24 protein-coding genes and 1 tRNA gene are annotated in these 19492 nt (G+C 73.2%); 11 read left to right on the forward strand and 14 right to left on the reverse strand.

All coding sequences use genetic code 11. From position 1 onward, the window contains the following. Positions 1–191: 191 nt before the first annotated feature. From MTP10_RS23260 to MTP10_RS23270, 3 genes are all read left to right on the forward strand, one after another. Entirely contained in the window at positions 192–830 is a 639-nt protein-coding gene (locus MTP10_RS23260; protein WP_310711702.1) for a cadmium resistance transporter, read from the forward strand. A gap of 82 nt (positions 831–912) precedes the next feature. Further along, positions 913–1695, forward strand: a complete 783-nt coding sequence (locus MTP10_RS23265; protein ID WP_310711703.1) for an SDR family oxidoreductase — start codon at positions 913–915, stop codon at positions 1693–1695. Between the two features lie 282 nt (positions 1696–1977). Then, positions 1978–3477, forward strand: a complete 1500-nt coding sequence (locus tag MTP10_RS23270) for a serine/threonine-protein kinase (RefSeq protein ID WP_310711704.1) — start codon at positions 1978–1980, stop codon at positions 3475–3477. 71 nt (positions 3478–3548) lie between these two features. On the opposite strand, the gene MTP10_RS23275 is transcribed toward MTP10_RS23270, so the two are convergent. From MTP10_RS23275 to MTP10_RS23300, 6 genes are all read right to left on the reverse strand, one after another. Next, positions 3549–3977 carry a type II toxin-antitoxin system VapC family toxin gene (locus tag MTP10_RS23275; protein WP_310711705.1) on the reverse strand — a complete coding sequence of 143 codons (429 nt, stop codon included), beginning with the start codon at positions 3975–3977 and terminating at the stop codon, positions 3549–3551. Then, a complete protein-coding gene (locus MTP10_RS23280; protein WP_310711706.1) occupies positions 3974–4261 on the reverse strand; it encodes a hypothetical protein in 288 nt (95 codons plus the stop codon). Before MTP10_RS23280 ends, MTP10_RS23275 begins: the two co-directional genes overlap by 4 nt. Positions 4262–4452: 191 nt before the next feature. Further along, positions 4453–4525, reverse strand: a tRNA-Ala gene (locus MTP10_RS23285). Between the two features lie 63 nt (positions 4526–4588). Next, the gene (locus tag MTP10_RS23290; RefSeq protein WP_310711707.1) at positions 4589–5191 is read right to left on the reverse strand and encodes a Clp protease N-terminal domain-containing protein; all 603 of its coding nucleotides are present in this window, start codon (positions 5189–5191) and stop codon (positions 4589–4591) included. Positions 5192–5195: 4 nt separating this feature from the next. Next, the gene (locus MTP10_RS23295; protein ID WP_310711708.1) at positions 5196–5453 is read right to left on the reverse strand and encodes a helix-turn-helix domain-containing protein; all 258 of its coding nucleotides are present in this window, start codon (positions 5451–5453) and stop codon (positions 5196–5198) included. A gap of 93 nt (positions 5454–5546) precedes the next feature. Next, positions 5547–5966 (reverse strand): MarR family transcriptional regulator, encoded by a 420-nt coding sequence (locus MTP10_RS23300; RefSeq protein ID WP_310711709.1) that lies wholly within the window; start codon positions 5964–5966, stop codon positions 5547–5549. Between the two features lie 69 nt (positions 5967–6035). Between MTP10_RS23300 and MTP10_RS23305 the strand changes: the two genes are divergently transcribed. Further along, complete coding sequence (locus tag MTP10_RS23305; RefSeq protein WP_310711710.1) at positions 6036–6818, forward strand: dienelactone hydrolase family protein; 783 nt, start codon at positions 6036–6038, stop codon at positions 6816–6818. A gap of 39 nt (positions 6819–6857) precedes the next feature. Here MTP10_RS23305 and MTP10_RS23310 read toward each other — a convergent pair whose 3' ends face one another. The 5 genes from MTP10_RS23310 to MTP10_RS23330 all read right to left on the reverse strand — a co-directional run bounded on the left by MTP10_RS23310 (position 6858) and on the right by MTP10_RS23330 (position 10576). Further along, positions 6858–7685, reverse strand: a complete 828-nt coding sequence (locus MTP10_RS23310) for a metal-dependent hydrolase (RefSeq protein ID WP_310711711.1) — start codon at positions 7683–7685, stop codon at positions 6858–6860. Continuing rightward, complete coding sequence (locus MTP10_RS23315) at positions 7682–8995, reverse strand: CynX/NimT family MFS transporter (protein ID WP_397334496.1); 1314 nt, start codon at positions 8993–8995, stop codon at positions 7682–7684. Before MTP10_RS23315 ends, MTP10_RS23310 begins: the two co-directional genes overlap by 4 nt. Before the next feature lie 144 nt (positions 8996–9139). Continuing rightward, a complete protein-coding gene (locus MTP10_RS23320; RefSeq protein WP_310711714.1) occupies positions 9140–9802 on the reverse strand; it encodes an SRPBCC family protein in 663 nt (220 codons plus the stop codon). 31 nt (positions 9803–9833) lie between these two features. After that, positions 9834–10214 (reverse strand): hypothetical protein, encoded by a 381-nt coding sequence (locus MTP10_RS23325; protein ID WP_310711715.1) that lies wholly within the window; start codon positions 10212–10214, stop codon positions 9834–9836. Beyond that, positions 10211–10576 (reverse strand): hypothetical protein, encoded by a 366-nt coding sequence (locus MTP10_RS23330; RefSeq protein ID WP_310711716.1) that lies wholly within the window; start codon positions 10574–10576, stop codon positions 10211–10213. Before MTP10_RS23330 ends, MTP10_RS23325 begins: the two co-directional genes overlap by 4 nt. Before the next feature lie 79 nt (positions 10577–10655). On the opposite strand from MTP10_RS23330, the gene MTP10_RS23335 reads away from it, so the two are divergent. Further along, positions 10656–11153 (forward strand): DUF523 domain-containing protein, encoded by a 498-nt coding sequence (locus tag MTP10_RS23335; RefSeq protein ID WP_310711717.1) that lies wholly within the window; start codon positions 10656–10658, stop codon positions 11151–11153. 15 nt (positions 11154–11168) lie between these two features. Here the strand turns inward: MTP10_RS23335 and MTP10_RS23340 are convergent, their stop codons facing one another. Next, a complete protein-coding gene (locus tag MTP10_RS23340) occupies positions 11169–11948 on the reverse strand; it encodes a hypothetical protein (protein ID WP_310711718.1) in 780 nt (259 codons plus the stop codon). 200 nt (positions 11949–12148) lie between these two features. Between MTP10_RS23340 and nhaA the strand changes: the two genes are divergently transcribed. Both nhaA and MTP10_RS23350 read left to right on the forward strand, forming a co-directional pair. Next, on the forward strand, positions 12149–13945 hold the full coding sequence (gene nhaA / locus MTP10_RS23345; protein ID WP_310711719.1) for a Na+/H+ antiporter NhaA: 1797 nt from the start codon (positions 12149–12151) through the stop codon (positions 13943–13945). A gap of 49 nt (positions 13946–13994) precedes the next feature. Then, a complete protein-coding gene (locus MTP10_RS23350; RefSeq protein ID WP_310711720.1) occupies positions 13995–14315 on the forward strand; it encodes a hypothetical protein in 321 nt (106 codons plus the stop codon). 7 nt (positions 14316–14322) lie between these two features. On the opposite strand, the gene MTP10_RS23355 is transcribed toward MTP10_RS23350, so the two are convergent. After that, positions 14323–14775, reverse strand: a complete 453-nt coding sequence (locus MTP10_RS23355; protein WP_310711721.1) for a hypothetical protein — start codon at positions 14773–14775, stop codon at positions 14323–14325. Between the two features lie 44 nt (positions 14776–14819). Here MTP10_RS23355 and MTP10_RS23360 point away from each other — a divergent pair, with 44 nt between their 5' ends. After that, positions 14820–15833: a YafY family protein gene (locus tag MTP10_RS23360; protein WP_310711722.1), complete on the forward strand. Its 1014-nt coding sequence runs from the start codon at positions 14820–14822 to the stop codon at positions 15831–15833. On the opposite strand, the gene MTP10_RS23365 is transcribed toward MTP10_RS23360, so the two are convergent. Next, positions 15807–16763, reverse strand: coding sequence for a GNAT family N-acetyltransferase (locus MTP10_RS23365; RefSeq protein WP_310711723.1), 957 nt, complete (start codon positions 16761–16763; stop codon positions 15807–15809). The genes MTP10_RS23360 and MTP10_RS23365 overlap by 27 nt on opposite strands. A gap of 101 nt (positions 16764–16864) precedes the next feature. Here MTP10_RS23365 and MTP10_RS23370 point away from each other — a divergent pair, with 101 nt between their 5' ends. From MTP10_RS23370 to MTP10_RS23380, 3 genes are all read left to right on the forward strand, one after another. Continuing rightward, on the forward strand, positions 16865–17977 hold the full coding sequence (locus tag MTP10_RS23370) for a MerR family transcriptional regulator (RefSeq protein WP_310711724.1): 1113 nt from the start codon (positions 16865–16867) through the stop codon (positions 17975–17977). Between the two features lie 82 nt (positions 17978–18059). Then, on the forward strand, positions 18060–18536 hold the full coding sequence (locus MTP10_RS23375; RefSeq protein ID WP_310711725.1) for a sigma-70 family RNA polymerase sigma factor: 477 nt from the start codon (positions 18060–18062) through the stop codon (positions 18534–18536). After that, positions 18533–19492, forward strand: a complete 960-nt coding sequence (locus MTP10_RS23380; protein ID WP_310711726.1) for a DUF523 and DUF1722 domain-containing protein — start codon at positions 18533–18535, stop codon at positions 19490–19492. Before MTP10_RS23375 ends, MTP10_RS23380 begins: the two co-directional genes overlap by 4 nt.

Raw genomic sequence — 19492 nt, forward strand, 5'->3', positions numbered from 1 at the left:
CGGCATCCCTTCCGGCACCGCGACTGACCCGTGCCAGCCTGCCCATCCGGTGCCCGACAGATGGACAAAGAAACACTTACAGGCATAAAACGGTCAGACTTGACGCTCGCGCACCCAGGCGTTTAATTAGCCCCCGGAGCCGCGTCATCCGGGCCGCCGGATCGGCCGCTTTCGCGGTAGGTTCAGCCGACATGGAGGGCATCGCGGGGACCGTGGTCACGGCCGCCGGCATGTTCGCCGGCACGAACGTGGACGACCTCATCGTCCTGACCGTGCTGTTCCTGTCGTCCCGTGCGGGCGGAGTGCCGCGCCCGTGGCAGATCTGGGCCGGCCAGTACACCGGGATCGCGACGCTGGTGGCCCTGTCGGTGATCGCGGCACTCGGCCTGACGATCATCCCGGACGCCTGGGTCGGCCTGCTCGGCCTCCTGCCCTTCGCCCTCGGTGTCCGCGGCCTGGCCGCGGCCTTACGCTCCCGCAAGCACCCGGACGGCGGGGACGGCGCCCCCTCGGCGGCGGGCGTGCCGGCCGTCGCGTCCGGGGTGCTGCCGGTGGCCGGGGTGACCATCGCCAACGGCGCGGACAACCTGTCGGTCTACACGCCGGTGTTCCGCACGATCGGCCCGGTTGCCTCGCTGGTGACGATCGCCGTGTTCGCCGCCGGCGTCGCCCTGTGGTGTCTGGCGGGCTCCTGGCTGGGGTCGCATCGCCAGGTCATCGGGGTCGTCGAGCGGTACGGCCACTGGATCGTCCCGGTGGTGTTCATGGCCGTCGGCGCCCTCATCGTGCTCGGCTCGGGCGTCCTCACCCGCCTCCCGCCCTTCGCCTGAGACCGCCGCTCGCGGCCCCGGCATCCTCCTCCCCCAGCCGGGTACGAACGGCGCCACGGAGAGACGCGTCCTGGGAGGTCTCGTGGAGCTGGGTCTGGCCGGCAAGGTCGCCGTCATCACCGGCGGCAGCTCGGGGATCGGCCTCGCCGTGGCGCGGGGCCTGGCGGCCGAGGGCGCGCATCTCGTCCTCGCGGCACGCGGCGCCGCCCGCCTCGAACAGGAGGCACGCGCCATCGCCGAGACGCACGGCGTCCGCGTGGTCCCCGTCGTCTGCGACGTGGCGACGCCGGGGGGCACGGCCGCGCTGACGTCGGTGGCCGAGGAGGGCTTCGGAGGCGCCGACATCCTGGTCAACAACGCGGGCGCCGGCTCGAACGAGACCATCGTCGAGGCCCCCGACGAGAAGTGGCAGGCGTACTGGGATCTTCACGTCATGGCGGCCGTCCGGCTGGCCCGCGGGCTCGTCCCCGGCATGCGGCGGCGCGGCGGCGGCGTCATTCTGCACAATGCGTCGATCTGCGCGGTCCAGCCGCTGTGGTACGAGCCGATCTACAACGTGACCAAGGCCGCCCTCATGATGTTCTCCAAGGTGCTGGCCACGGAGGTCGTCGGCGACGGCATCCGGGTCAACTGCGTCAACCCCGGCCTCGTCCTCACTCCCGACTGGGTGAAGACGGCCAAGGAGCTCAGCGGCGACGACTGGCGGAGCCACCTCGACGACGTCGCCCGGGAGCACGCGCCCATCCGGCGCTTCGCCGCGCCGGAGGAGGTGGCGAGCTTCATCGTCTTCCTGTGCTCGGACCGGGCGAGCTACTCGGTCGGCTCGGCGTACTTCGTCGACGGCGGGATGCTCAGGACCGTATGACTCGCCCCCTTCTCGCGCCGGGATGCGTGACGAACGGATCGACCGGATGATCGCGCAGGCCATGGCGAAGGCCGCCGCCATGCCCGGACCGAGATGTGCGCTCGGCGACCTTCGGGCCGCCAGAGCAGTCGCTGCTGCTGCGTCACAGAGGCGCTGCGCAACGTGCATGATAGATCAATCACCGGGACCCGCCGGTGGCACGTCATGCCGAAGAGCTCGCGCCGAGATCGCCAGGAGGCTTGGAATGGTCGGAGAGTCCGGGACGTCGGCAAGGGCACGGTGATGCTGCTCGCAGGCCGTTATCGGCTGCTGTCGCAGCTCGGCCAGGGCGGCATGGGCACGGTCTGGCGGGCGATGGACGAGCTCCTCCGGCAGGAAGTGGCCATCAAGGAGGTGCGGCTCCCGCCCGACCTCGACGAGGCGTCACGGGCCGAGCTGACCGAACGCACGCTCCGCGAGGCGCGCGCCGCGGCGACACTGCGCTCCCACGCGTCCATCGTCACGGTGCACGACGTGGTCCTCGACGGAGGACGGCCGTGGATCGTCATGGAGCTGGTCCGCGGGCGCTCCCTCGATCGGGCTGTTCGCGACGACGGCCCGCTGCCGCCGCACCAGGTGGCCGCCATCGGGCTCCGGATGATCGACGCCCTCACGGCCGCGCACACCTCGGGCATCCTGCACAGGGACGTCAAACCCGCCAACGTCATGCTCACCGACGACGGGCGGGTGCTGCTGACGGACTTCGGCATCGCGACCATCGTCGGAGACAACGGGCTCACGCAGACGGGGATGCTGACCGGCTCGCCCGGCTACATCGCCCCGGAGCGCCTGCGCGGCGAGGCCGAGGGCCCGCTCGCCGACCTGTGGTCCCTCGGCGCCACGCTCTTCGCGGCGGTGGAGGGCAGCCCGCCGTTCGCCCGCCCGAACCAGGCCGCGGCGCTGGCAGCCGTGCTCATGCAGGAACCCGCCCCCTTCCGGCTGGCCGGCCCGCTCGCTCCCGTCCTGAGCGCGATCCTGGAGAAGGACCCGGCACGCCGCTGCTCCTCGGACGAGGCGGCCGGCTGGCTGGACGCCGTCTCGCGGGGCGACACCGCGACCGGCACGACCCGCCCACAGAAGCGGACCACGCCGGGACGCTCGTCCCGGCGCGTCCGCCCCCAGATCGTCGTGGGCGCCGTGCTCGCGGTGGTGCTGACCGTGGCGGCGGCGATAGTGGTCGTGCCGCTGCTGTTCCCGAACACCGTCCGCTTACTCGGCTACGTGCTCACGCCCCGATCCACCTACTCCGCGGCACCGACGTCGAGCCCGTCGGCCGGGCCGTCGGTCTCGGCCACGCCGCTGATCTCCCGCGACTTCGAGGCGTGCGACCTGCTGACCAGCAAGCAGACGCGCTCGCTGTTCGACGCTCCGATGAAGCGGCAGTTCCTCAGCGCCTCCGCTTGCAAGTGGGGCCGGGCGGACGGTGCCACCCTGAGCGTCACGGCGTTCCGTCTGCCCAGCGCGTCGACGGCCGGGTTCTCCTACAAGCAGTCGGTCAAGTTCATGAAGGAGGAGCCCAGGCGCAACGCGGGAACCAAGCTCCGCAACGGGCCGGACGCCGGCGATGAGGCGTACAGCTATACCCAACCGCGGCCCTTCGGGCTCCCGGGCTACCAAACGCGGACAGTGCTGCGCGTGACGAACGTCTTGGTGACCATCGACGTCTACGCCCCGCGGCCCGGTCACACCATCGCCGATCGGTCGGCCGAACTCGTCGCGGCGGCTATCGAGAAGTACCGATAGTCCCGTTCTCGCCCGTTCCGGAGCCCTCAACGGACGCCCTGAGTCGAGGGCGACAAACCGGGGCCTTGAGGTCAGCCCGTCGCGCCGTACGGTCGCGTCACGCCGATCACGTTCACGAGCCGTTCCAGCCCGTCGAAGTCCTTGGGGTTGGCGGTGAACAATGGCAGCTCGTTACCGGCGGCAGTGGCGGCGATCATCAAGTCGGCGGTCCTGCTTCGTGGCTGTCGACCCCGCGCGTACACGACGGCACAGATCTGCCCGAACATGCGAGCCGCTTCGGCGTCGTACGGCAGCGGAACACCGAATGCCGCTTCAGCATGCTGGAGCACCGCGACCCTGCCCGCACGCTTGACCGGATCATCAGTGGCGTAGGGGCCGCGCGACAGCTCGCCAAGGGTGACAGCTGTGATCGCCGACTCTGCGGGCAGTTCGGCGGGGTCGAAGAGCTTGAAGGCGGCCACGATGTTGGTGTCGAGAACGCCTCGCTCATACCCGATCACAGGCCGGTCCCGTCGAACGGATCGCGCAGTTCGTCATCGATCACCGTGTCCAGATCAGCCCGCACCTCGTCCCAGTCAACAGCCGGGGCGGTGGCGAACACGGCCTGTGCCTCGGCTGTGGGAACGAACCGGCGGCGCTTGATCGGCTTCACTTCGGCGAGCGGCTCGCCATTGATCGTCAGAATGTAGCGCTTTCCCTCGCGCAGGCCGCGCGTGACGCTACCGGAGTCGTTGACGAACTGGCGCACGCTTACCTCGGTCGGACGAGGCTTCGGAGCATCCATGTCTCAATGATATGCGGCCGTACCACGATGTGCCACAGGATCTAACCCGGAGCGAAGCGGAGGGGCCTTCAGGCATCACGGCTCCGGCACGACTGGAATGAACGCCTGAGGCCCTGAGCGCGCAGCGCCGCAATGGCGTCCTGCACAGCGAAACGGCGACACCCGTAACGGATGCCGCCGCATTATCGCAGTGGAGCTATGGGGATTCGAACCCCAGACCTCCTCCATGCCATGGAGGCGCGCTACCAACTGCGCCATAGCCCCTTGATTCATGGCAAGTGTATCGGAGATCCCGCCGTCCCCGTGCCACCCACGGCGAACCGGACGCTAGGCCGCCCGCCGGATCGGCATGCCGAGCTCACGGACGAGCCCGCACACGTCCACCCCGGCGGAGCGCAGGATCGCCGCCGTGCCGTTGCCGCCGTCGGCCAGCAGGCCCCACAGCAGGCTCACGCCCGTCACCGGGCCGGGCCGCAGGCGGGCGACCTCCACGACCTTGCGCATGTGGCCCGCCAGCGGGATGGAGCCCAGCGGCCCGTGCAGCGTCATCCTCAGGGGCCGCAGCGGCGAGCGCGTGAGCCGCCACCGGTCCGGGTCGCCGGCGCTCGCGCGGGTGCGGCGGCGCACCTCGTCGAGGTCGATGCCGAGCGTGGCGAGCAGCGCCCGCGCGTCCGGGCCCGTGTCGACGCGGGAACCGATCTCCTCGCGCGTGGCGGTGAACGAGGTGAGGTCGAAGGGGCGGGTCTCGGCGAGGGCGAGCAGCAGGACGCCGGTGGTCAGCGCCGGGTGGCCCGCGTCGAGCGCGATCGTGCCGGCCGTGGCCACGGCTCGGCGCGCGGGCCGGGTGAACCGGGCGAAGCCGTGGCGCACGACGGACGCGGCCGGCCCGCCGGGCGTCGCGTCGGGCGTACTGCCGAACGATTGCGGCATTGTTCTACCTCCCGAGTCTGCGGGCGTGCTTGCGGTGGACCGTCTGCCGCTTCACGCCGAGCGCGTCGGCGATCCGCTCCCAGGACCAGCCGCGGTCGCGGGCGTGCGACACGTGCGCCGCCTCCAGCTCCTCCAGCAGGGTCCGGAGGGCGGCGACCGCCGCGAGCCCCACGCCGGGGTCGGGGCCGGCCGCTGCACGGGCCAGGTCTGCGGCGTCCACCGGAACGGGCCCGGTCGTGGATACGGTCGTGGGTACGGTCACGGCGTCAGCATATGCTGACACGGCAGTGTTTGTCACCACATGCTGACACCGGACGAGGCGCGCCGCGGCGACCCGGAGACGGGCCGCGCGAACTCAGAGCCGGTCCGCCAGGACGGCCAGGATCGGCAGCGCGGCCGCCAGGCGTTCGCGCTCCTCGGGGGTGAGGGTGTCGACGGCGGCGGCGAGGCGCTCGGTGATGACCAGGTCGCGGCTGACGAGCGCGGCCTGCCCCTTGCCGGTGATCGAGGAGATCACCCGGCGGCCGTCCTCGGGATCGGGGTCGCGCGCCACGAGCCCGCGCCGGTGCAGGCCGCCGAGGATCGTGCCGATGGCCTGGGCGGTGATGCGCTCCAGCGCGGCCAGCCGGGCCGAGGTGAGCGCCCCTTCCCGGTCCAGCCGCGCCAGTACGGCGAGCTCGCTGAACGACACGTCGTCGTCCGCCCCGTTGGTGTAGAGCTGGCGGATGCGCCGCGCCAGGCGGCCGACGGCGATCCGGAGGTCCTTCGCTAGCACGGGCCCAAGGCTAGCGCCACCGACGCCAAGCCTGGATTTATCAATCTGGCTTTGGTAAATTCCTGAGCCATGTGCTACGACCCCGAGGCCGCCCCGCCCGCCTTCACTCCCCCCGTCACCGGCACCCGCGCCCGGTCGCTCCGCCTGACCTCGGCGGACGGTGCGACGTTCGCCGCCTACGAGGCCCGTCCCGACGACGTGCGCGGCGCGGGCGTCGTCGTCCTGCCCGACGTGCGGGGCCTGCACGGGTTCTACAAGCACCTGGCCGTACGGCTGGCGGAGCAGGGCCACCCGGCCGTCGCCATCGACTACTACGGGCGCACGGCGGCGGACGACGACCGCGGCGAAGCCTTCCCGATCATGGAGCACGTCACCAGGCTGGGCAGGGACACCATCCAGGCCGACATCATGGCCGCGGCCGACCGGCTCGGCCGACCGGCGGTGGCGCTGGGCTTCTGCATGGGCGGGCGCAACGCGTTCCTCGCCTCCGCGCCCCGGTTCGGGTTCGCCGGGGTGATCGGTTTCTACGGCGCGCCGGGCATCGCGGGGCCGTACGGGCCGGGCCCCACCCAGCACGCCGCCGAGCTGTCGGCGCCGGTCCTCGGCCTGTTCGGCGGCGCGGACGAGGGCATCCCCGCCGAGCAGGTGGCGGAGTTCGGGCAGGCGCTCACGGCCGCCGGGGTGCGGCACGAGCTGGTCACCTATCCGGGCGCGCCGCACGGCTTCTTCGACGCCGCGCACACCGCGCCCAGCGAGCACGCCACGCACACCGCGCCGAGCGGGCACGGCGCGCACGAGGCGGCCTGCGCGGACGCCTGGAGGAGGGTGCTGGACTTCCTTGGCGCCGTCTGAGCGCGCCTCAGAAGTGCCGGCCGGCCGTGCGCGAACGGCTCAGCGGGTCACGGTGGTGCGCATGGTCAGGGTGGCCTCCTCCAGGGCCAGCTCGACCGTGACGGTCCCCAGCTCTGACGTGCGCGACACGTGCGTGCCGCCGCACGGGATCGACGCCTCGCCCTCGGGCAGCGCGCAGTGCCAGGTGCGGCGGGCGGTCAGCTCCGGCCCGGGCACCTCCAGCCGTACGGGCGCGTCGGCCGCCGTCCACGCCTTGAGGCGGTCGTCGACGGCGGCGGCCACCTCGGCGAGGCCGGCGTCCAGGCCGTCGGCCGTGAAGCCCTTCTTGCGCAGCGACTTGCCCAGCCGGTACACGTCGAGGCTGGCGCCGGGCGAGATGCGCGAGGAGGTGATCGCCGTCTGGTCGAAGTCGGGGTGGCCGAGCCCGTCCAGGGCCGGCTCCTTGCGCCAGCGGCCGGCCAGGGCGGCGTTCAGGGCCAGGGCGGCCAGGTGGCAGGCGGTGTGCCCGGCCGACAGGGCCGCGCGGTGGGCGGGGTCCACGGCCAGGTCGACGCTCTCGCCCACCGGCAGCGGGGTGTCGGTGACGTGCACGACGAGCCACTGCCAGCCCTCGGCGCCCCGCCGCGCGGGGATGTCCTCGCCGAGGTGCAGCCGGCCCTCCGCCCAGGCGCCGGTCACGCAGTCGACGACCGGCAGCCCGCCGATCGTGCCGCGGTCGGCGGGCTGGTCGGGCCAGGTGTGGTCGAGCGGGTGGAACGGGGTCTCGGACACGACGAGACCGTGCCGCTCCCCCACCGGCACGGTCCCGACGATCTCGGATCGGCCGGTGACCCGGCCCTCGGGGAAGGTGACGACGGTGGAGTTCACCCCTGAATTGTCGCAGGCTCCGCGGCCACGCGCTCCCGCCGCTCGTCCTCGATGTAGCGGCGCCGTCCCGCGTACAGGCCGGTGACGAGCTGCGCGGCCAGCACCACGAAGAGCATCGCGTACGGCAGCGTCCACCCGCCGGTCAGGTCGTGCAGCAGGCCGACGGCGAGCGGCCCCGCGCCGGCCATGAGGTAGCCGGCGCTCTGCCCGAACGCGGACAGCGCTGCCGTGGACTCGGCGGTGCGGGTGCGCAGGCCGAGCATCATGAGCGCCAGCGGGAACGACCCCATGCCGAGTGCGATGAGCACCACCCACACCATGGCGGTGGAGACGGGCGCGAGCCACAGCCCGAGGAAGCCGGCCGCGTACGCCGCGACGAGCCCCACCACCACGGGCCGCTGGTCGCGGAAGCGCGAGGCGACCACGGGGATGATGATGGAGACGGGGATGTTCAGCGCGGTGAAGACCCCGAGGACGAACCCGGCCTCGCCGGTGCTGTAGCCGCCGTCGGTGAGGATCGTGGGCAGCCAGCCGAACATGATGTACGCGATCATCGACTGGGTGCCGAAGTAGACGGCGACCATCCAGGCCAGCCGGCTGCGGGCGAGCTGACGCAGCCCCGAGGCGGGCGCCGCGGCCTCAGGCGCGACGCCGTCCTGCGTGTCGCCGGACGCGTCCCCCGCCGCGTTCCCGGGTGTCCGGCGGCGGGCCGGGTCGCTGCGCAGCAGGGCCAGCCACGGCAGGGTGGCCACGGCCGCCAGGGCCGCCCACACGCCGAGCGCGATGTGCCAGTCGCCCGACGCGCGCTCGATCGGCACGGTGGCCGCCGCGGCCAGCATGGTGCCGGCGGCGAGCGCGGTCGTGTAGACGGTGGTCATGACGCCGGTGCGGGCCGGGAAGTGCCGCTTGATCAGGGTGGGGATGAGGACGTTGCCCACGGCCCCGCCGGACAGCGCGACCGCGCTGCTCAGCAGGAACACCGGCGCCGAGCCGACCAGCGACCTGACCAGCAGGCCCACGCCGAGGGTGACGAGGGCGAGCAGCAGCAGCCGGTGCTCGCCCAGCCGCCTGGACAGGGAGGGCGTGATCGCCCCGACCGTCGCGAAGGCGAGCACGGGTAGCGTGGTGAGCAGGGCGGTGCCGACGCTGCTCATGCCGAGGCCCTGGGCGAGCTGGTCGAGCAGCGGCCCGACGCTGGTGACGGCGGTGCGCAGATTGAGGGCCGCGAGGACGATGCCCAGCACCAGGAGCCAGGCGAGGGGGCCGGTCCTGCCGCGGGACTCGCTTCGGAGCTCGGCGAGCACGGTCATGTGGGGGAGATCCTCCACTCATCTAATCATGGGACGAATGGCAATCTTAACAGCCCCAAAACCGGCATTTATTCCTGACACATGACAAAGCCCCCGGTCTCGGGGGCTTTGTGATCGGAGGGAGTGTCCTGTCAGAGCGCGCCGTTACAGGACCGGGCGCGGCGGCTGCGGCGGGTCGTCGTGCGTCCCCAGCGGGCCGGGCGGCGGAAGCGTGGGGCTGGTGCCGGTGCCGGGCGGGTAGTCGCTGCCGCCGACGCTGCCCGGCAGCACGGGCTCGCCCGAGCCGGGCGGCATGGGGTCGCCGGAGCGGGGCGGCATGGAGCCGCCGGTGTCGAGGCCGGAGCCGTGCTGGTGCGGGCCGGGAACGTCGCCGCGCCACGCGCCGGTCGCCCCGCCGCGCGACTCGATGAACTCCTTGAACCGCTGGACGTCGTTGCGGACGCGCATGCGGACGATCTGCAGCCAGTCAGCGGCCGTCTCCAGGAAGCCCTCGGGGTCGTACTCCATCTGGAGCGTGACCCGCGTGGTGTTCTCGTCGAGCCGGTGGAAGGTCACCACCCCGGCCTGCCGGGGCTTGTCCACCGAGTGCCAGGCGATGCGCTCGTCCGGGTGCTGCTCGGAGATCTCGGCCTCGAACTCGCGCCGCACCCCGGCGATCTCGGTGATCCACGCGGTGCGCGTGTCCGTGAGCTGTTTGACCGACTCGACCCCTTCCATGAATTCGGGGAAACTCTCGAACTGCGTCCACTGGTCGTAGGCGACCCTGACAGGAACGTTGACGTCTACCGAGTGTTCGATCGTGCTCATGGTGTCCGCCCCTGCCCTTGCGGGGCCGGCGTTAACGCCTGCGCAGCAACCAGTAGAGGCCGACGAGCGGGAGCACGAGCGGAATGAACAGGTAGCCCTTGCCGTACACCGACCACACCGTCGCCTCCGGGAAGGCGGCCGGGTCGAGCACGCTCGCCGTGCCGATGACCAGCACCCCGGCCAGCTCCACGAACAGCGCCGCCAGCGCCAGCCGGCGCGCGCCGCGGGCCAGCGCCACGGTGAGCAGGATGTAGACGAGCGCGGCGAAGGCCGACAGCGAGTACGCCAGCGGCGCCTCGCCGAAGCGGGTGAGGATCTGCACGGCGGCCCGCGCGCCCGCGGCGAGCGCGAACAGCCCGTAGACCGCCAGCAGCGCCCGGCCGGGGCCGGTCCCGATCGAGGGGGACGTCATGGCCCGCCCTGCCAGATCTGCAGCAGCCGCGCGGTCATCACCGCGATGGCGAACCCGGCCACGGTCAGGATCCCCGGCCCCCACCGGCTGCGCTCGGCCAGCGCCAGGAACACCCCGGCGGGCGGGATGACCGCCTCGCCCGCGAGGTAGCCGAACAGCGTGCCCTTGGACACGTGCGCGCCCTCGCCCCCGGCGACGGCCGCGATCACGATGCCCGCCTGCACCAGCACGGCGACCTCCAGCACGGCGAAGCCGACGAGCAGGACCATGCCCATGGGCCGGTCGCGGATCGCGGTGATCAGGCTCGCCAGCGCGAGCAGCAGCGAGCCGGCGATGACGATCGTGGCCACGGTGGTGTTCATCGCGGAAAAGGCTATCGCCCGCCCCCCTCGCCCCCGGACGGGGCGGGCGACGCCGGCGACGCGGCTTAGGATCGAAGACATGGAGAGGATCCTGGTCAGCGCGTGCCTGATGGGCCGGAGAGTGCGCTACGACGGCGGGGCCAGGACGAGCTCCGACGCCCGGCTGGCCGGGTGGCGCGAGGAGGGGCGGCTGGTGCCGTTCTGCCCCGAGGTCGAGGGCGGGCTGCCGACGCCGCGTCCCGCCGCCGAGATCGAGGCGGGCGCGGGCGGCGCCGCCGTGCTGGCGGGCGCCGCTCGCGTGCTGGCCGCGGACGGGTCCGACGTGACCGCGCACTTCCTGGAGGGCGCGCGGTCGGCGCTGGCCGTGGCCCGCTCCTCCGGGGTACGGCTGGCGGTGCTGAAGGAGGGCAGCCCGTCGTGCGGCGCGCTGGCGATCTACGACGGCACCTTCCAGGGCAGGCGCACCCCCGGGCAGGGCGTCACCACGGCGCTGCTGGAGGCCAACGGGGTCCGCGTCTTCACCGAGGACCGGATCGCCGAGGCCGCCGCCTACCTGGCCACCCTCGAACCCGCCTGAGCGACGAGACCCCGATCAGGAGACCTGCGCGGCCGACGCCGTCCAGGTGTTGCACGCCCCCGGGTCGCCCTGGGCGTACCCGCGCCGCATCCACGCCTTGATGGTCCCGGTCTTGCCGTAGTAGCGCGGCTCACCGGCCCTGTCGCCCTGCACGAGCGAGAGCAGGTCGTTCCAGTCGCGCTTGGTGCGGCGGTCCAGCGGCCACACGCTCTTCAGGAACGCCGTCGCCAGGCAGGAGCTCTGCAGGCTCGCCCGGCGCACCTGCTCCGCCAGCTCCGCCTTGTTGCGGTACGGCTCCTTGTCCAGCGCCTCCTGAATACCGACCAGATTCTGCACGTGATAGGCGTACATGCCGGCGGTCATGTCGGCGAGCCACAGGTCGTACGGATTGTCCATCCAGTCCTTGCCGATCTGGAAGGCGATGGTACTGGTTCTGGAGCAGTACAACGCCATCGACTGCTCCTTGCCGACGTCCATTCGGCAGTAGTTCTTCGGAATGCGGGTGTAATGCTTCACCCGCACCTTCTTGAAGGGCAGCCCGGCGGCGGTGAGGTGCTGTTCCCAGGTGGCGTCGAGACATCCGACGACGCCGTCGACGTAGGCCCGGACGGAGGCGCGGTTGCGGGCCTTGACCGGCTTCTCCTCGCACTTCACGGCAGGCAAGGCGCCTTTGTCGTAAAGGGGGCTGGCGGTCAGCCCGTCGCCTTTGACGGGATAGCCGGCGGGATAACCGGCAGCGGCGGCGGCCGTGCCGGTCAGCGGGAGCGAAACGAGGGCGGCGACCATGGCGGTCATGCGTAATCTCATGAGGCGCGACAATAGAGCCAAGATCATGTAGCGGGCAAGCCGATCATCCGGAAATGCCGGCCATTACCCGGCGCCATTCCGGTGGCCACATTTGGGACGTGTCGAATTGCCGGTCCGGCCCTGTCGTCCGACCGCGCTCGGGAGCACACGGACACTCCCCCTATCATCGGACCACTGGGGGGTTCAGGATGTTGCGGGCGTTCTTCAAGACCGAGGCGGGGAGCACGAGCGTGCTGCTCGGCGCGACCCTGCTCGCCCTGTTGTGGGCGAACTCGCCGTGGAGCGGCACCTACGAGACGTTCTGGCACACCCCGATGGGCCTGTCCTTCGGGGACGCCGACTTCTCCCTCGACCTGCGTCACTGGGTCAACGACGGCCTGATGGCGGTGTTCTTCTTCCTCATCGGCCTGGAGGCCTCCTACGAGGTGCGGCTCGGGCAGCTCCGGGACCGGCGGCTGCTGGCCGTCCCCGCCGTGGCGGCGTTCGGCGGCATGATCGTGCCGGCGGCCGTCTACCTCGCGCTCAACGCGGGCGGACCGGGCGCCGGCGGCTGGGGCGTGCCGATCGCCACCGACACGGCGTTCGTGCTCGGCCTGCTGGCCGTGGTGGGAGCCCGCTGCCCCGAGCCGCTGCGCGCGTTCCTGCTGACGCTGGCGATCGTGGACGACGTGCTGGCGATCATCATCATCGCCGTCTTCTACACCCGCGACCTGTCGGTGCCGGCCCTGATCGTCGCGGCGGTGCTGCTCGCGGCCATCATGACGCTGCGGCGGCTGCGGATCTGGCGCGCGCCGGCCTACATCCTGCTCGGGTTCGGCGTGTGGGTGGCCACGCTGGAGAGCGGCGTCCACCCGACGCTGGTCGGCATCGCGCTCGGCGTCCTCGTGTTCGTGTACGCGCCGAGCGAGTACAAGCTGCTGGCCGCCGGAGAGGCCGTGCAGGGGCTCACCAGCGACCCCAACGCCCGCGCCGCCCGCGAGGCGACCCGCCGGGTGCGCGCGGCCGTGTCGGTGAACGAGCGGCTGCAGCTCCAGCTCCACCCGTGGAGCAGCTACGTGATCGTGCCGCTGTTCGCGCTGGCCAACGCCGGCGTCGCGCTCGACGGCGACACGCTGCGCCAGGCCGCCACCTCGCCCATCTCCATCGGCGTGGCCGCCGGGCTGCTGCTCGGCAAGTTCGCCGGGATCTCGCTCGGCACGTGGCTGCCGCTGCGCCTCGGCTGGGGGATGCTGCCGGGCAACCTGGTGTGGGGCCAGCTCCTCGGCGGGGCGGCGGTGTCGGGCATCGGGTTCACGGTGTCGCTGTTCATCGTGGACCTGGCCTTCGACGACCCCGCCGTGCAGGCCCAGGCCAAGATCGGCATCCTCGCCGGGTCGCTGCTGTCGGCTCTGACCGGCTGGATCGCGTTCCGGCTGGCGTGGGACCGGGGCGGCGTGTGCGCGCCGCCCGAGGCGGAGCCGGAGGAGGAGCTGCCCGTGCTGCTGTCGGAGCCGGTGGGGCCGGACGACCACGTGCGCGGCCCGGCGGACGCCAAAGTCACGATCGTCGAGTACGGCGACTTCGAGTGCCCGTACTGCGGCCGGCTGGAGCCGATCCTGGACGAGCTGCTCAGCAGGCACCCCGACGTCCGCCTGGTGTTCCGGCACTTCCCGCTGCGGACCCTGCACCCGAGGGCCATGTCGGCCGCGCTGGTGTCCGAGGCGGCGGCGCGCGAGGGGAAGTTCTGGGAGATGCACGACGTGCTCTTCGGCAACCAGCGGTTCCTGACGGAGGCCGACCTGGTCCGCCACGCCGCCGAGATGGACGTGGAGCCGTGGCCGGACGTGCCCGGGCAGGCCGCGCGGGTCGCCAGGGACGAGCAGTCGGGCCGGGCGAGCGGCGTGCGGGGCACGCCGACGCTGTTCGTCAACGGCGTCCGCTACCAAGGTGGCCTGGATCTGGTGTCGATCACGCGTGCGGTGGAAGAACAGGAACAGTCCGTCTGAACGACACCCCGCCACGCACCGCCCACCGCCTTCACGGTCAGGAGCCTCGATGACCGCCGACCGCCCCCTTCCGGACGACCCGGACGCCCGCAAGACCATGCACATCCCCGTCCCCGCCCAGCCTCCGTCGCCCGACGAGACCCCGGCCCCCGACGATCCGCCCCGGCACACGCCGCACCCGTCGCTCCTGGAGGACTCGGGCACGCGCCGCCTGCCGTACACACCGGACATGCTGCCCGACGTGCCCGTGTACGAGGCCGAGCCCGCCCGCTCGCCCGGTCTGCGCTGGGTGCTCGTGGTGGGCGGGACCCTGCTGGTGCTGGCCACCGTCGCCATCCTCGTGATCCTCTGGGCCGGCAGCCAGACGTAGCCGGGGCTCAGGCCCGGGTGAAATCCATCGTCCAGTTGGTCTCCCAGGTGCGCTCGCCGTCCACCGAGAACGCCTGCTCCCAGCGGCAGGAGTCCGGGCCGACGACCGTCCAGACGAACCGGCAGCGCACCGGCCGGCCCTCGTGCTGGTCGTCGGCGTAGAACTCGCCCCTGCCGCCTTCGAACCGGCCCACCATGGGCGGCAGGCCGAGCGCTCCCCCGGTGCTGCTGGCCCAGTAGATCGACCACTCCCGCGTGGCCGGGTCGCAGACGCGCACGGTCAGCCCGGAGAAGCCCTTGGCGGGAAAGACGATCTCGTCGACGTTCGCGGCGCCGTCGAAGTGCCTCGTGCACGTGGACCGGCCCGCGAACTCCTCCCACTCGTCGCTTCCGGTGAGCCGGCTGACGAGCCTGCGGTTGTGGACGTTCCAGGTGCCGATGAAGAAGTCGAAGTCGTTCATGCGGGCGACGATAGGGGTGGGTCACTGACAGGTAGTGTCAGCGAATGCGCGCTTCCCGGCTCGTCTCCATCCTGCTGCTCCTGCAGACGCGCGGCCTCATGACCGCGCGGGAGCTCGCCGAGCGGTTGGAAGTGTCCGTGCGCACGATCTACCGCGACGTCGAGTCGCTGCACGCCGCCGGCATCCCCCTGTACGGCGACGCCGGCCCGAGCGGCGGCTACCGGCTGCTCGACGGCTACCGGACCAGGCTGACCGGGCTGACGGCCGACGAGGCGGAGTCGCTGTTCCTGGCCGGGCTGCCGGGCCCTGCGGCCGAGCTGGGGCTGGGGGCGGTGGTGACGGCCGCGCAGCTCAAGCTCATGGCCGCGCTGCCCGTCGAGCTGCGGGACCGGGCCGGGCGGATCCAGGAGCGGTTCCTGCTCGACGCGCCCTCGTGGTACCGCGACGCGGAGCCGGTCACCCACCTGCCGGCCGTGGCCGCCGCCGTGTGGGACGAGCACGCGCTCCAGGTCAGGTACCGCCGCTGGAAGGCGCCGCAGGAAGTGGAGCGGCGGCTGGAGCCGTACGGGCTGGTGGTCAAGGCCGGGCGGTGGTACGTGGTGGCCCGCTCGGAGGGACAGGTGCGCACGTACCGGGTGTCGCAGATCCTGGAGCTGCACCCGCTGCACGAGGAGCGCTTCACCCGCCCGCCGGGATTCGACCTGGCGGCCCACTGGGAGGCGTACCGGGCGGAGTTCGAGGCCCGGCTGCGGCGCGGCGAGGCCGTGGTCCGGCTGTCGCCGCGCGGGCTGGAGCGCCTGGCCGACCTGATGACCCCGGGCGTGGTGGAGGCGGCGAGGGCCACGGCGGGGCCGCCGGACGAGGAGGGCTGGACGCGGGTGACGGTGCCCATCGAGTCGGTGGAGCACGCGACGGGCGAGCTCCTGCGGCTGGGCCTGGACGTGGAGATCCTGTCGCCGCCGGAGCTGCGCCACGCGGTCGCGGCCGTCGCGCGGGCCCTCACCCGCCGGTACGCGTACCCCGCGGACCGGTCAGCCGTCCTGGACGGCCCCGGCTGAGCGGCGCATCACGTGGAAGCGCCGCGTGACCTCGTAGCCCGCCTTCACGTACAACCGGGCCGCGGGCCCCGTCTGTCCCGTCCACAGGAACCACGACGCGTGCAGCCCCTCGGCCCGCATCATGGTCATCGCCCCGTGGAGGAGGATCGCGCCGATCCCGGTCCCCCGCTCGGACGGGTCCACGCCGAACGGCCCGAACCGCTCGGCGATCCCCCGGTACGCCCCGTACGCGGCGAACCCGACGACGCGCTCCCGCACGGCCACGAGCAGCCGCGCCGGGTCCCCGAGCCGCCTGATCGCCTCGCCCCACTCGGGGCTGAACTCCCGGGAGGCGAACCGGATCAGCTCCGGCAGCTCGCCGTCGCCTGGACAGCGGAAGCGGTAGCCCTCGCCCTCGCGGCGCTCCCGCAGCGCGCGAACCACGTCGGGCGTGACGTAGCCGGCCAGGCTCCGGTCCATCGCCACCGGCGAGGAGACCGTCTCGAACCCGGCGTCGCGCAGCAGCGCGCACCCGGCGGGGTAGCGCTCGGGGTCGGCGCCCGGGAGCACGTAGTGGGGCGTGTAGCAGGCGAACTCGACCCGGGTGCGGTCGTGGGCGGCCAGGAAGGCGAGCGCCTCGTCGAGGAGCCGCCGGCCCAGCCCGCCGCCCCGGTGCTCCGGCGCCACGAACAGGAACGGGATCCAGCCGGTCTCCGGCTCCAGGCCGGTGCCGGGCGCGAGCGGTGTCAGCCGGCGCACCGCGTACGCGCAGCCGGCGACCTCACCGGCGGCCGTGACGGCCACGCGCAGGCCCTCGGGGTCGAAGTTGGGGTCGAGCAGCACGCAGTCGCGGAACCAGCTCCGGGTGGTGGGGTCGGCCGGCATGGCCCGGTTCCAGGCGTCGACCAGGGCGCCCTCGTCCCCTGCGGCGAAAGCTCGGACGGCCGTCATGCGGGCCCTCCCCCTGGGCGCGCGGGCGGGATCATGACGCCAGCCTTCCAGACGCGCCGCCCGCACTCCAAGATCCGTTACGGCTCCGTTACGCGGCCCGCGTGCTCGCCGACCCGCAGGTCGCGGTGGAGGAGGACGATGACGGTGTCCGCGCCACGGCCCTCGGCGACCGGCCGGGCGCCGGTTGCAACCCGCGGGGCGCGCGGTCCGAAAGAATGAGCCAGAGCGTCACGGATCGGACCGCGAACGGGGACACCTGCATGGAGGAGACGGGCTCGGCTCCCGCCGCCGAGGAGCCGGGATACGGCATCGGCGCCGTGTCACGGCGGCTCGGCGTGCCCGCGCCCACCCTGCGCACGTGGAACCTGCGCTACGGCATCGGCCCGAGCCGCCGCAGCCCCGGGGGCCACCGCCGGTACGGCGCGGCCGCCCTGGCCCGTCTTGAGGAGATGACCCGGCTCGTCCACGCCGGCGGCCCCCCGGCCGACGCCGCCCGCCGGGCGCTCCGCCTCCCCGCCCCTCCCGCGACGTCCCGGGTGGAGCGGCCGGACTCGTCCCCGGCGTCCCAGGCGGAGGAGCCGGCACGCCCGCCCTCGGACGAGGCGCCCGTGCCGTCCGCCGCGATGCTGGCCAGGGCCGCCCTGGCGCTGGACGGCCGGACGGTGACCGCCGGCCTGGCCGCCTCCCTGGCCCGGCTCGGGGTCGTGGCCACCTGGGAGCGCCTGGTCGTGCCCACGTTCGGCACGATCTGCCGCAGGCAGGCCGAGACCGGCGGCGGCATCGACGTCGAGCACCTGTTCTCCGAGCGTCTCCTGGCCGCCCTGCACCCCCTGGCCGCCCGCCCCGCCCGTCCGGCGAACGACCGGCCGGTTCTGCTGGCCTGCGCCGAGGAGGAGCAGCACAGCCTGCCCGTCCACGCGCTGGCCGCCGCGCTCGCCACCGACCGCCTGCTGGACACGCGCGTGCTCGGCGCCCGCACCCCGTATCCCGCGCTGGCCGACGCGATGCGCCGCCTCGGGCCGGCCGTCGTCTTCGTCTGGTCGCAGCTGGCCGCCACGGGCGATCCCGCCCCGCTGGCCGCCCTGCCGGCCCTGCGCCCGCCTGCGGCCGTGGTCGTCGGAGGCCCCGGGTGGGGGCCGGAGCTGCCGCCCCGCGTTCCCCGCGCCGCCTCCCTCCAGGAGGCCGTCACCCTCGTCGCCGCCCGGGCGCACTGATCTCCCTGCCCTTGGTTGCCGCACGGCTGCAGGCCGCGTTGAATAAGTTTTGAAGAGATTATCTGATGGAAGGGTGGAGCGCATGGAACCGCTCGCCGACTGCTTTCGCACCCACGCCCCCCTGGTCCGCTCGTACCTGCGCCGCCTGGTCCCGCCGGGCGAGATCGACGACGTGACGCAGGTGGTGTTCATCGAGGCCTGGTTGACCGGGCACCGCTACGACCCGGCGCGCAGCCTGGAGGCGTGGCTGCTGGGCATCGCCCGCAAGCGCGGCGTGGACCATCTGCGCGCCCGCAAGGCCACCGTGCCGCTGGAGGCCGCCGGGGAGCCGGCCGGCGACGACGGCCGCGACGACAGCGAAGGGCTGGCCCGGCGCGACCTGGTCCGCAGGGCCCTCTCGGAGCTGCCGGCCGCGCAGCGGGAGGCCATCGCCCTCGCCTACTACGGCGACCTGAGCCAGCGCGAGATCTCCGAACGGCTGCGCGTGCCGCTCGGCACCGTCAAGGCCCGGACCGCCCGCGGCCTGCATCGGCTGTCCGCCCTGCTGGAGGCGGCATGACCGGCCCCGCCCCGGTCCGGCCCCGGGTGGCCGTGTCGAGCTGCCTGATCGGGGAGCTGGTGCGCTTCAACGGCGGCCACAGCCGCGACCGCTTCCTGGCCGGCCCGCTCGACCCGTACGTCGACTGGGTGCCGGTCTGCCCCGAGATGGAGGTGGGCCTCGGCACCCCGCGCGAGACGCTCCGCCTGGAGCGCTCGCCCGACGGCCCGCGCCTGATGACCCGCAGGACCCGCGCCGACCTGACCGGCCGCATGGCGGCCCTGGCCGAGGCCCGCGCCGCCGCCCTCGACGTCGACGGCTACGTGTTCAAGTCCAAGAGCCCCACCTGCGGCATCCACGGCATCCCGCTCTACCCGGGCGCGGAGGGGCAGCCGGTCGACCGGCGCCGGCGGGGCGTGTTCGCCGCGGCCATCGTCGAGGCGCACCCGCTGCTGCCCGTGGAGGACGAGGGCCGGCTGCACGACGCCGTGCTCCGGGAGGCGTTCGTGGAGCGGATCTTCGCGCACGCGCGGCTGCGCGCGCTGCTGGAGGACGACTGGCGCACGCGGGACCTGGTCGCCTTCCACGCCCGCCACAAGATGCAGCTGCTCGCCCACGACCCGGCGGGCCACCGCGCCGCGGGCGCCGTCGTGGCCCGCGCCGGCACGCGTCCCCGCGCCGAGGTCGCCTCCGCGTACACCGGGGCGTTCCACGCGGCGCTCGCCGAGCGGGCCCGCCCCGGACGCAACGTCAACGCCCTCCAGCACTGCCTGGGCATGCTCGGCCTCGACCCGGCCCGCCGCGACCACCTGGCCGGCGTCATCGGCGCCTACCGGGCCGGCCTGGTGCCGCTGAGCGTCCCGGCCGCGCTGGTCCGGCACGACGCGGAGGGCGAGGGAGCCGCCTACGTGCGCGACCAGACGTTCCTGTCGCCGTACCCGGACGAGCTGGCGCTGCGCCACCACGTCCCCGCATGA

Source organism: Nonomuraea sp. 3-1Str (assembly GCF_031570565.1).
Lineage (GTDB): Bacteria > Actinomycetota > Actinomycetes > Streptosporangiales > Streptosporangiaceae > Nonomuraea.

Excerpts from the sequence above, each read along its gene's own strand:
- MTP10_RS23260 (WP_310711702.1), top strand. The coding sequence starts at position 192 with ATGGAGGGCATCGCGGGGACCGTGGTCACGGCCGCCGGCATGTTCGCC.
- MTP10_RS23270 (WP_310711704.1), top strand. The coding sequence starts at position 1,978 with ATGCTGCTCGCAGGCCGTTATCGGCTGCTGTCGCAGCTCGGCCAGGGC.
- MTP10_RS23280 (WP_310711706.1), bottom strand. The coding sequence starts at position 4,261 with ATGGATGCTCCGAAGCCTCGTCCGACCGAGGTAAGCGTGCGCCAGTTC.
- MTP10_RS23290 (WP_310711707.1), bottom strand. The coding sequence starts at position 5,191 with ATGCCGCAATCGTTCGGCAGTACGCCCGACGCGACGCCCGGCGGGCCG.
- MTP10_RS23305 (WP_310711710.1), top strand. The coding sequence starts at position 6,036 with ATGTGCTACGACCCCGAGGCCGCCCCGCCCGCCTTCACTCCCCCCGTC.
- MTP10_RS23315 (WP_397334496.1), bottom strand. The coding sequence starts at position 8,995 with ATGACCGTGCTCGCCGAGCTCCGAAGCGAGTCCCGCGGCAGGACCGGC.
- MTP10_RS23320 (WP_310711714.1), bottom strand. The coding sequence starts at position 9,802 with ATGAGCACGATCGAACACTCGGTAGACGTCAACGTTCCTGTCAGGGTC.
- MTP10_RS23325 (WP_310711715.1), bottom strand. The coding sequence starts at position 10,214 with ATGACGTCCCCCTCGATCGGGACCGGCCCCGGCCGGGCGCTGCTGGCG.
- MTP10_RS23330 (WP_310711716.1), bottom strand. The coding sequence starts at position 10,576 with ATGAACACCACCGTGGCCACGATCGTCATCGCCGGCTCGCTGCTGCTC.
- MTP10_RS23335 (WP_310711717.1), top strand. The coding sequence starts at position 10,656 with ATGGAGAGGATCCTGGTCAGCGCGTGCCTGATGGGCCGGAGAGTGCGC.
- MTP10_RS23340 (WP_310711718.1), bottom strand. The coding sequence starts at position 11,948 with ATGACCGCCATGGTCGCCGCCCTCGTTTCGCTCCCGCTGACCGGCACG.
- nhaA (WP_310711719.1), top strand. The coding sequence starts at position 12,149 with ATGTTGCGGGCGTTCTTCAAGACCGAGGCGGGGAGCACGAGCGTGCTG.
- MTP10_RS23350 (WP_310711720.1), top strand. The coding sequence starts at position 13,995 with ATGACCGCCGACCGCCCCCTTCCGGACGACCCGGACGCCCGCAAGACC.
- MTP10_RS23355 (WP_310711721.1), bottom strand. The coding sequence starts at position 14,775 with ATGAACGACTTCGACTTCTTCATCGGCACCTGGAACGTCCACAACCGC.
- MTP10_RS23360 (WP_310711722.1), top strand. The coding sequence starts at position 14,820 with ATGCGCGCTTCCCGGCTCGTCTCCATCCTGCTGCTCCTGCAGACGCGC.
- MTP10_RS23365 (WP_310711723.1), bottom strand. The coding sequence starts at position 16,763 with ATGACGGCCGTCCGAGCTTTCGCCGCAGGGGACGAGGGCGCCCTGGTC.
- MTP10_RS23375 (WP_310711725.1), top strand. The coding sequence starts at position 18,060 with ATGGAACCGCTCGCCGACTGCTTTCGCACCCACGCCCCCCTGGTCCGC.
- MTP10_RS23380 (WP_310711726.1), top strand. The coding sequence starts at position 18,533 with ATGACCGGCCCCGCCCCGGTCCGGCCCCGGGTGGCCGTGTCGAGCTGC.